Here is a 9,350-nt window from a genome sequence, read left to right as displayed (position 1 = left end):
AGTGACTGGTCTCAGCAGGGACGTTCCGGGGAAAGCGCCGGACAGTGACTGGTCCCGGGCGATCGTGCGCGCATGGAAGGGTCTTAATGGACCCGGCCCGTCCCCTCCGGCGATGACCAGGACCGTCGTCCTCGGGCTGGACGGTGCCAGCTGGCGGCTGCTCGATCCGTGGCTGGAATCAGGCGAGTTACCGAACTTCGCTGCCTTCCGCGAAGAGAGTACCTGGGCCGAGACCGAGAGTTGCTTGCCGCCCGTGACCTTCCCCAACTGGAAGTGCTACTCCGCGGGGAAGAACCCCGGAAAGTTCGGCGTCTACTGGTTCGAACGCGTCGACCTCGCCGAGGGGACCATCGAAGTGACCAACGGCGGGGACTTCCGGACCGCAGAGCTGTGGGACTACCTCAACGACGACGGCCAGCGGGCGGGCGTGGTGAACATGCCGACGATGTACCCGCCCCGGGAGATCGACGGCCCGATCGTCTGTGGCGGCCCGGACGCCGTCGAGGGCGAGTATCGCTCGATCGAAGGCGGCTACGCGACGCCCGCGGAACTGGAAGACGAACTCGAGGAACGGTTCGACTACCAGGTCCACCCCGAACCGTTGCTATCGAGCAACGACGAACGCGGGGCCGAAGTCGATGCCATCCTCGACGTACTGGAGGCCCGTCTCGACGTTGCGGTGACGCTATTGGAGGAGAAGGATCTCCAGTTCGTCCACGTTACCCTGTTCTACCTGAACGTCCTCCAGCATTTCTTCTGGAACGACGAACCGACGCTGCGGGCCTACCGGTTGATCGACGAATGGATCGGTCGACTCCGAGAGCTTCCGGACACCAATCTCGTGATCATGTCCGATCACGGCTGTGGGCCGACGACGACGGAGTTCTATATCAACGAGTGGCTGGCCGAGAACGGCTATCAGGCCCGTACGGCCAGCGTCGACAACGTCTTCCAGCAGGTCGGATTCGACCGTGAGAACGCCCTCGCGATCGCCAAGCGACTGGGTATGGTCGATCTGCTCGCCCGAGTCGTCCCCGAGCGGCTCCAACAGCTGGTCCCCCAGCGAGCCGGGCTCAAGCGTGGCCGGAAACTCGACGCGATCGATCTCCCGAACACGAAGGCCGTCGCCAGCGCCCAGGGGCCGATCTACCTCAATCCCGAGTTCGACGTCGAAGCCATCCGTGAGGAATTGATCGAGGACCTGCGGGATGTCGAGGACGAGGACGGCCCGCTGTTCGACGGCGTCTATCGCGGGGAGGACGTCTACAGCGGCCCCCTCACTGACGAAGGGCCGAGGGTCGTCCTCGATCAGCGGGACGGGGTCCACGTCAACGACGGCGTCGGCGGCGGACGGACCAGAACCGAACCGGATCGCTGGGCGGCCGAGAACACGCGCAACGGGATCTTCATCGCGGGCGGCCCGGACTTCGAAGCGGAGGGGGAACTCGCCCAGGTGTCCATCCTCGACATTGCGCCGACGATCCTGCTCGCCCACGACTGTGCGATCCCGACCGATATCGACGGCGAGGCCCTGCCCATCGTCGTCGGCGACCCGGAACCCGGGACGCGTGCACCCCTCCCGTCCGGACGGTCAGCCGGCGAGCGTGACACCGGCGGCGTCGAGGACCGGCTGAAACAACTCGGGTATATGGAATGAGTCGACGCGTGACTATCGTGCTTATAAACACCGGGGATGGTCGGGAAGGGACCCCCGACGGACCAGTATGTCACTCGTTCCCACTTACGGTCGGTACCGGCCGCGATCCGGAGGTTACGTGGCGCAGGCGGCGGTCGACGGGCTCGGGCGGTCGCATCGGAAACCCACACACTTATATAGAACCACAGACAAACATCCTACCGACTTATGAGCCAACGCATGCAGGGACAGCCGATGATCATTCTCGGCGACGAGTCCGAGCGGATGAAAGACGAGGACGCCCAGAGCCACAATATCGCGGCGGCGCGGGCGGTCGCCCAGTCGGTCCGCTCGACGCTCGGGCCGAAAGGGATGGACAAGATGCTCGTCTCCTCGATCGGCGACGTCACTGTCACGAACGACGGCGTCACGATCCTCGGGGAGATGGACATCGAGAACCCGACGGCCGAGATGATCATCGAGGTCGCCGAAACCCAGGAGGACGAGGCCGGTGACGGTACCACGACGGCCGTCGCGATCGCCGGTGAACTTCTGAAGAACGCCGAGGACCTCTTAGAGCAGGACATCCACCCGACGGCGATCATCCGCGGGTTCGACATGGCCGTAAAGCAGGCCCGCGAGGAGATCGACGACATCGCGGAGACAGTTGAACCCGACGACGAGGGGATTCTCAAGTCCGTCGCCGAGACGAGCATGACCGGCAAAGGGGCCGAACTCAACCTCGACCTCCTCTCGGATCTGGTCGTCGAGGCCGTTCAGGCGGTCACCGTCGAGGGGGAGGACGGCTCGACAGTCGTCGATCTGGAGTACATCGACATCGAATCCAAAGCGGGTCGGCCCGCTTCGGACTCGAAGCTCGTCCACGGCGCTGTCGTCGACGAGGATCCTGCCCACGAGGACATGCCCACAGAGGTCGATGACGCCGAGGTCCTCTTGATCGACACCGCGCTGGAACTCGACGAGACCGAGGCCGACGCCCAGCTCAGCGTCGACGATCCGAGCCAGCTTCAGGACTTCATCGAGCAAGAGGAGGAACAGCTCCGTGAGATGGTCCAGCAGATCGCGGACTCGGGCGCCGACGTCGTCTTCTGTCAGAAGGGCATCGACGACATGGTCGAGCACCTCCTCGCTCGTGAGGGCATTCTCGCGATCGAACGCGCAAAGAAGTCCGACATCGAGTTCCTCCGTGAAGTCACCGACGCGCGGATCGTCTCCGATCTGGACTCGCTGAGCGCCGACGACCTGGGGACCGGCGACGTCGCCCGCGACGAGGACGAGGAGTGGTTCACCGTCGAGAGTGACGGTCACGGTGTGACGCTGCTCGTCCGTGGATCGACCGAGCACGTCAGCGACGAACTCGAGCGCGGGATCAACGACGCCCTGGACGTCGTCGCCTCGACGGTCAGCGACGGGCGCGTCCTTGCCGGCGGCGGTGCGATCGAAGTAGAACTCGCCGGGCGACTCCGGGACTACGCCGACAGCGTTAGCGGCCGCGAACAGCTGGCAGTCGAGGCCTTCGCCGACGCGTTCGAACTCGTCCCGCGCGTCCTCTCGGAGAACGCCGGTCTGGATCCGATCGACACGCTGGTCGAGCTCCGTTCGGCCCACGAGAATGGCCAGCAGCGCGCCGGTTTGAACGTCTTCACTGGCGACGTCGTCGACACCTACGAGGCAGGCGTTGTCGAGCCGGCCCACGCCAAGACCCAGGCGATCTCCAGCGCCGCGGAGGCCGCTAACCTGGTCTTGAAGATCGACGACATCATCCAGGCCTCCGGTCTGGGCGAGGGCGGCGGTGACGAGCCCGACCTCGGCGGCGGCGGTGGCCCGCCCGGTGGGATGGGCGGCGGCATGGGCGGCATGATGTGACGGCCGTCGGCCACGCACTCCCACCCGTCGGGTCGAAGTGATCGCGCTCACCCGAAAACGAACGGATTTTCCACCTCTCGTCTCTGATTCTCGTTTCCCTTGTCAGGCGGTTCGGCCATTACCGGAAGTAGCAAGTCCGAGTCGCCGTCCTGCAGCCCACCGACGGCAGAGGGATGGAACCGACAGGGACAACGACGACGGAGGGATGGAACCGACAGGGCTACGTCGTCCCCTCGACGAGGAGGAGCCATGCGCGTCAGCGTCCTCGGCGGAAGTACGGCCTCGGCGGAGCACTCCGAGCAGGCACGGGCGGTCGGTCGGTTGCTGGCCGAGCGAGACCACGAAGTCGTCTGTGGGGGTCGTACGGGCGTCATGGAGGCGGTCTGTCGCGGGGCGGTCGAGGCGGGTGGACACACGATCGGGATCCTTCCCGGAGAGGATCGCGAAGCAGCGAACCCGTACGTGGAGACAGCGATCGCAACGGGGCTGGGCAACGCCCGCAACGCCCTGGTCGTGGGCAACGGGGACGCGGCGATCGCGATCGATGGTTCGACGGGGACGCTCTCGGAGATCGCGCTAGCACTGGACGCTGGAAAGGCGGTGGCGGGTATCGACACGTACGACGTCACTGGCGTCGAACCCGTCGGGTCGCCGGAGGCGGCCGTCGAGTACGTCGAGACGATGGTACGAGGCTGAGTGTTCGGGCCGGCCTCTCGCCCCGGCGATCACTCGCCAGTTGCAACGAGTGCGAGGAGCCACAGCAGGACAAACGGGTAGGTGAACAACTGGATCACGGCGAGGTCACTCCAGGCGGGCGGGGCAAGCAGGGCCACGCCGGCACCCAGCAGACCACCACCCACCGCGATCGGGCCGTAGGTCTCGCCGCTTGCCGGGTCCTCGACGGTCGAGAGAAAGAACAGTGCCGCGACGGAAAAGACTGCCAGCGTGAAGACGATCTCGGTGACTGGGGTCCCGCCGCCCGCGATCGCCCGCCAGGCCCCGACGACGAACGCGCCGAACAATGCCGTCGTTACTAATAAGCCGCCCCTGACGGCGATCCGTCTGGGATCGACGGCGAGCCTTGTCGTTGCCATACCCCAACACCGGCGGGCGATGGCAAGTGCGTTTCCCCTCACGCCAGCCAGTCGGCGAACGTCCCTTCCAGCAGCGTCTCGCGTTGTTCACGGATATACTGCGACTGCATCCCCCAGATCGCTTCGGCGAGCGGGACGCCCTCCTCGACCTGCTGCCGGACGAAATCATGCTTGTACCGTGCGGGCGTCATTCGCCGGTCGAGACGTTCGCGTAGCGGCCTTATGTACCGACGTGCTTCCTCCGTCGAAAGTCCCCGAAGCTCCAGACCGTCCCGGGCGTGTTCGAAGAGGTCGCCGTATATCTCGTCGATCGCGGACGTCTCGCCGCTGCCCGTGAGCCAGCCCATCTCGGCGTGGAGGCCGTTGCGCGCGGCGGCGTAGAAGTTCTCCCGGGCCCGTTCCCACTCGAGGTTCCGGACCGGGTGTTCCCGGCGGTGGAGGCTTTCCAGCAACCCGGCGAAGACGGCCTCGAAGGCCACGGCATCCCGGATCGTCGGCTGTCCGGGCAGCGGCCGGAACTCGATACGGGCGTTCGCAGAAGAGCGGGTCGCGCCGTCGAAGACCGGCCGTATCCACCGCCAGTAGCTGCCGTGTTTGTGCCGAACGTGCGCGAAGCGATCGTCGAAGCGCTCGCCCGTTTCGACGTCCATCGGGACGATCAACGGATCGGCAACGATCCGATCGATGGCCGCCTCAACGGACTCGAGATCCCGGGGAAAGCGCACTTTCGGTTCGACGTCGCTTCCCGCGGGCGGGTTCAGGACGGACTCGAAGACGCCGATCCGGTGTTCCATGTGAGCGTCGGCGATTATCTCCCGATCGTGGGCATCGCCGTAACACTCCGGCGGGAAGAACGGAGAATTGACCCCAAGGGCGAGTAGCGGCCCCGCGATCCGGAGTGCGTACCGGAAATACTCCGGGAGGTCCGGCGCGTGCGGGACCTGATAATGTGGCTGGATCGACGTGATGAGGCTCTCTGGCATGACGGTGTCGGCCTGCATGGAGACGTTCGGGGCGTCGAGGCGGAAACCGGCGGGATAGTCCGTGTTGGCCATCGCGTGGTACCGGACGCTGTCGGACATGTTGGTCCCGATACGGATTCCGTCCTGCTCGACGGAGTCACAGAGGTACTCGATGGCGGTCTCGCCGTTGGGTGGGACCGTCCACATGCCGTCACTGAGTAGCCGAATATCCTCGGACTTGGTTCGTTCGATGGCCGGCGCGAGGTTGGCCTGGAGTTCACGCTCCTGGGCTTCGAGGCCATAGTCGTTCAGCGGCTGTGGACTGGTCTGCATCTCGGCGTTGTGCAGGCCGAGTTCCTTTTCGAAACCGATGCGTTCGAGTAACTGCCTGGGAACGCGCCGGAGGGCATCAGTCCGGTTGTCGGCGGCGTACAGTTCGAACTCCAGGCCGACGATAGCCTGGCTGTTGTCGAACGTCCCCTCCCGGACCTCTGCCTTGAGCTCTGTGGCCTCTTCTTCGGCCCGCGCCAGAAACCCCTCTCGATCGACCGACAGTGCCTCCCGAACTGCGGCGGCGAGCTCCGAGGCTGACATGCCCCCGGCTTACGTGGCGGACCCCTTGAACGTGGTGGGTCAGTTGCATATCTGGCCTTGACGATCAGGACTTGACGCGAGAAGACCTCCTTCAACCCCACGAGGGTCCGTCTGAAACAAATGAGTCTCGTGGGGGACATGGCCGACGTCGAGCAGCTTCAACCCCACGAGGCTCCGGAGCGACGAGATCGGTGAGTTGGGCAGTTCCGCGGCCAACTCCTCGTCGTCGTACTCCTCGCGGAACTCTTCAGGCGAAAGCATTCTCGCCCTCCAGTTCCGTTTCGCCCGGTTCCGTCTTGTCGACGATATTCACGAACCCGAACCCGAGGCTGTTCCGCTCGCCGATGCCAACATCCAGCAGCAGGTTCAGGTGCCGTCGATGGTCGTCGTCCCGGACAGTGTACTCGAAGCGCCACTTGCTCAACACCCACGTCTCCGTCTCGCCAGTCGTCGGCGTGACCGGGATCGCGAAGGTCTTGAGCAACTCGTAGCCGTCGAACAACTCACCGTCGACTGCCGACGGGCCGGGCAGATATTCCGGACAGAATAGGTCGTGTTTCTGATCCAGGTTCGACTCGATCTGGTTGCGGAACGGCTCCATCGAATGCTCGGGTCGCCAGAACTCCGCCTCCTCGTGCTCGGTGTCGATCCCGTACTCATCGAAACGCCAGGGCGGAATCCGAACTAACACACCGGTTCCAGTCGAAATGGTCCCGCTCGTTCCGGGTTCGCCGACATCGGGCGCGAGCGGCGTGATCTCCTCGACGGTGAAGGGCATCTCGCCGATGTTCAACTCGGGGTCGTCCTTCAGGTCGGCGGCGACGTGAGCCAGCAGATCCTCGTAGGGCGAGGCAACGAGTAGCGTCCGTTCGTCACCTTCCTCCATGTCGCCCGGCGGGAAGGGATTCGAGTACGTGAACGCTTTCGGGCGGTTCTCGTCGTGGCTTTCGCCATAGTCGGTCCCGTCGAGGGCTCCCCAGAGTCGCCCGCGGAGTTTGTGGTGATACGCGTTGTCGTATGCCGCGTCGGCTCGTGCCCGCAACCGGGCGAGTACACGCATCCCGCGTCACCCCATCTCTCGTCGTTTGGTTGTCATCATTGCGCACCTGTAATCATACGGACGACCGATAAAGGTTGCCAGACCATCGTGAAACTAAAACAGAGACGAGCAGTGAATGTATTCGAGAGAATATCTCCATATGGATATGTCGGTGGTGTTCAAATATGCACCGAGTGAACCGCCCGTTCCCACCCACTAATCAGCCGAATCCTGGCGGAATGAAAGGGCGAGCCAGTTTCGGGAACCCCGACGACGCAAGCACTGCAGGGCGCGAAGCGCCCGAAGCGCGCAGCGAGTGCGAGACGTGAACGCAGTGAGCGTCTCGGATCGCTCGAACGGGGAGCGAAGCGACCCGTGAGAGTCGCGGGACCGAAACTGGAGAGGGCTTTCATACGGATTATTGTAGATTATTTCCGGATGACGCCGACCCGGGGTCGACGGATACCGGTACATCACGACAATAATCCGTATCAGAGCCGACTCATTCAGTTCGAGTCCTTATCTGAACTCAACTCGCATACTATGCACACCTTTCTTTCAGGATCGGACACAATAGATACAGATGTCCGCCGATTCCGACCGCAAACGCGTCCACTTCCTCGTTGGGACCGAACGCGCCCGCACGTTCGCACTCCTCAAGGCCGACCTCGAATCCGAACCCCTCGACGTGCCTGAGCCCGACGACATCGTCGGCGTCTACGATGGCGAGACGGCCGAAGTCGACCCCGCGGAATAGCCACCGATGGAGACTGTCGTCGCCGACACCTGTGCGCTGGTCAGCCTCGCGATCCCGACGGCCGACGCGAACTACGAGACGACCGTCGATCCGGACCCCCTCCAATATTTCCTCACCGGGGCCGAGGTGCTGGTCCCGCTACAGGTGGAACGCGAACTCCACGAGATGGCTGGATACGACGACATCCGCGCCGCGGCAACGACGAACGTCCTCTCTGCGAGTGAGCACTACACGCGAATCGATCCACTGAATCGGACCGATACGCCAGCGGAACTACCGGACCACGGTCTCGATGGCGGGGAGACTGCCGGGATCGTCCTGGCGAACGCGCTCGATGTCGACGCGTTCCTGACCGACGAGTTCCGGAACCTGGCGCGTGTTCACGCGTTGAGGGCGTCCAGTTGGTTCCGACACCCCGATTGTTGCGGGACTACACCCGAAACGGGTATCTCCGATCCGACCAGGCTCGACTTTTGATCGATACCATCGCCCCACATCGAAGCTGGGAAACGAACAGGTACGTCAAGGCTGTCCGGGAGACGCTCTGATATCTCTATGGGACGCCCCGACGTGAAGCCGTAGCCGGAGCCAATGGGCGGATCAGACGGCACCAGTAACGGCAGATCGAAACTCGTCTCGAAATTCGATACTGAACGACGCCGAACGCGTGGGGAACACTTCCCTACGAGTCAGTCACGACGACATCCAGATCGACAAGGTCGTACAGCGGTGGCTTATCGAAGTCCGTCGCATTGTGGGTAACGAACGTGCCACCGGCGGCGTGAGCAGTGGCGAGATTGAGCAGATCGGCAGGATCGAGTCGGACATCCTGTGAGCGCAGTTGTTCGTCCAGATACGCGGCCTCAAGGGCACACTCGTCGGTAAAATCGAGGACACGATCGAAATGGGCGTCGAGGACGCGTTGTGTCCGGAGCATCTCCGTTCTGCTGGAGCCAGCCTTGTACGATTCCCAGGCGACGACGGCGGGGATCGTCCACTCTTCGTTGCTGTATTGCTGCAGATGAGAGAGGACGCCCTGATCCGTGTCGTGCTTGGTGATCTTTGCGAGGACATCCCGATCGAGGACGATCATCGCTCGGCTCGACGCGACAGCGACTCGTTCAGTTCCTCGTGGGCCGCGTCCATGTCTGTTTCGAGTGTCCCGTCTTCGTCCAGGAAGGCGAGGCTACCGGCAATCTCCTCGATGTCTTTCTCCTGGCGACTCAGTCGGTCCAGCAGGTCGTTGAACGACTCGTCGTCGTGTTTCAGATCCCGCAACCGTTCTTTGACGTCATCCGAAACGCGAATCGTACTCATACGTATACAGTGTGTACGAGAGTGAATAGGCGTTTCGGCGATCGCGACGCATCGCGACCTTTAG

General features: G+C 63.5%; 10 protein-coding genes and 1 pseudogene. 5 read left to right on the top strand and 6 right to left on the bottom strand.

Annotation, left to right across the window (positions count from 1 at the left end; genetic code table 11):
• Positions 1–112 precede the first annotated feature (112 nt).
• The 3 genes from E3374_RS07665 to E3374_RS07655 all read left to right on the top strand — a co-directional run bounded on the left by E3374_RS07665 (position 113) and on the right by E3374_RS07655 (position 4,219).
• Positions 113–1,657: an alkaline phosphatase family protein gene (locus E3374_RS07665; RefSeq protein WP_136688488.1), complete on the top strand. Its 1,545-nt coding sequence runs from the start codon at positions 113–115 to the stop codon at positions 1,655–1,657.
• Between the two features lie 219 nt (positions 1,658–1,876).
• The gene (gene thsB, locus E3374_RS07660) at positions 1,877–3,523 is read left to right on the top strand and encodes a thermosome subunit beta (protein ID WP_136688600.1); all 1,647 of its coding nucleotides are present in this window, start codon (positions 1,877–1,879) and stop codon (positions 3,521–3,523) included.
• A gap of 249 nt (positions 3,524–3,772) precedes the next feature.
• The gene (locus tag E3374_RS07655) at positions 3,773–4,219 is read left to right on the top strand and encodes a TIGR00725 family protein (RefSeq protein WP_136688487.1); all 447 of its coding nucleotides are present in this window, start codon (positions 3,773–3,775) and stop codon (positions 4,217–4,219) included.
• 29 nt (positions 4,220–4,248) lie between these two features.
• Here the strand turns inward: E3374_RS07655 and E3374_RS07650 are convergent, their stop codons facing one another.
• Genes E3374_RS07650 through cas6 form a run of 4 tightly spaced genes read right to left on the bottom strand, consistent with a single transcriptional unit; the run spans position 4,249 to position 7,233 of the window.
• Positions 4,249–4,617, bottom strand: coding sequence for a hypothetical protein (locus E3374_RS07650; RefSeq protein ID WP_136688486.1), 369 nt, complete (start codon positions 4,615–4,617; stop codon positions 4,249–4,251).
• Between the two features lie 38 nt (positions 4,618–4,655).
• Complete coding sequence (locus tag E3374_RS07645) at positions 4,656–6,173, bottom strand: hypothetical protein (protein ID WP_136688485.1); 1,518 nt, start codon at positions 6,171–6,173, stop codon at positions 4,656–4,658.
• A 39-nt stretch (positions 6,174–6,212) separates the two neighbouring features.
• Complete coding sequence (locus E3374_RS07640; RefSeq protein WP_136688484.1) at positions 6,213–6,434, bottom strand: hypothetical protein; 222 nt, start codon at positions 6,432–6,434, stop codon at positions 6,213–6,215.
• A complete protein-coding gene (gene cas6, locus E3374_RS07635; RefSeq protein ID WP_136688483.1) occupies positions 6,421–7,233 on the bottom strand; it encodes a CRISPR-associated endoribonuclease Cas6 in 813 nt (270 codons plus the stop codon). The genes E3374_RS07640 and cas6 overlap by 14 nt, the downstream gene beginning before the upstream one ends.
• A gap of 562 nt (positions 7,234–7,795) precedes the next feature.
• Here cas6 and E3374_RS17145 point away from each other — a divergent pair.
• The gene (locus tag E3374_RS17145; RefSeq protein ID WP_169051796.1) at positions 7,796–7,969 is read left to right on the top strand and encodes a hypothetical protein; all 174 of its coding nucleotides are present in this window, start codon (positions 7,796–7,798) and stop codon (positions 7,967–7,969) included.
• Positions 7,970–7,975: 6 nt separating this feature from the next.
• Positions 7,976–8,517: pseudogene (locus E3374_RS07630) on the top strand (hypothetical protein).
• Between the two features lie 134 nt (positions 8,518–8,651).
• On the opposite strand, the gene E3374_RS07625 reads toward E3374_RS07630, so the two are convergent.
• The gene (locus E3374_RS07625; protein ID WP_136688482.1) at positions 8,652–9,062 is read right to left on the bottom strand and encodes a type II toxin-antitoxin system VapC family toxin; all 411 of its coding nucleotides are present in this window, start codon (positions 9,060–9,062) and stop codon (positions 8,652–8,654) included.
• Positions 9,059–9,286, bottom strand: a complete 228-nt coding sequence (locus E3374_RS07620; RefSeq protein WP_136688481.1) for a DUF7557 family protein — start codon at positions 9,284–9,286, stop codon at positions 9,059–9,061. Before E3374_RS07620 ends, E3374_RS07625 begins: the two co-directional genes overlap by 4 nt.
• Positions 9,287–9,350 lie beyond the last annotated feature (64 nt).

Source organism: Halorhabdus amylolytica (assembly GCF_004944975.1).
Classification (GTDB): domain Archaea; phylum Halobacteriota; class Halobacteria; order Halobacteriales; family Haloarculaceae; genus Halorhabdus; species Halorhabdus amylolytica.
The sequence above is the reverse complement of the archived record's forward strand: the minus strand, read 5'-3'. Positions and strand labels throughout refer to the sequence as shown.

What these genes read in the sequence shown, in the direction of transcription:
- E3374_RS17145 (WP_169051796.1), top strand. Translation starts at nt 7,796, where the DNA reads ATGTCCGCCGATTCCGACCGCAAACGCGTCCACTTCCTCGTTGGGACC.
- E3374_RS07645 (WP_136688485.1), bottom strand. Translation starts at nt 6,173, where the DNA reads ATGTCAGCCTCGGAGCTCGCCGCCGCAGTTCGGGAGGCACTGTCGGTC.
- thsB (WP_136688600.1), top strand. Translation starts at nt 1,877, where the DNA reads ATGCAGGGACAGCCGATGATCATTCTCGGCGACGAGTCCGAGCGGATG.
- E3374_RS07620 (WP_136688481.1), bottom strand. Translation starts at nt 9,286, where the DNA reads ATGAGTACGATTCGCGTTTCGGATGACGTCAAAGAACGGTTGCGGGAT.
- E3374_RS07665 (WP_136688488.1), top strand. Translation starts at nt 113, where the DNA reads ATGACCAGGACCGTCGTCCTCGGGCTGGACGGTGCCAGCTGGCGGCTG.
- E3374_RS07655 (WP_136688487.1), top strand. Translation starts at nt 3,773, where the DNA reads ATGCGCGTCAGCGTCCTCGGCGGAAGTACGGCCTCGGCGGAGCACTCC.
- E3374_RS07625 (WP_136688482.1), bottom strand. Translation starts at nt 9,062, where the DNA reads ATGATCGTCCTCGATCGGGATGTCCTCGCAAAGATCACCAAGCACGAC.
- E3374_RS07640 (WP_136688484.1), bottom strand. Translation starts at nt 6,434, where the DNA reads ATGCTTTCGCCTGAAGAGTTCCGCGAGGAGTACGACGACGAGGAGTTG.
- E3374_RS07650 (WP_136688486.1), bottom strand. Translation starts at nt 4,617, where the DNA reads ATGGCAACGACAAGGCTCGCCGTCGATCCCAGACGGATCGCCGTCAGG.
- cas6 (WP_136688483.1), bottom strand. Translation starts at nt 7,233, where the DNA reads ATGCGTGTACTCGCCCGGTTGCGGGCACGAGCCGACGCGGCATACGAC.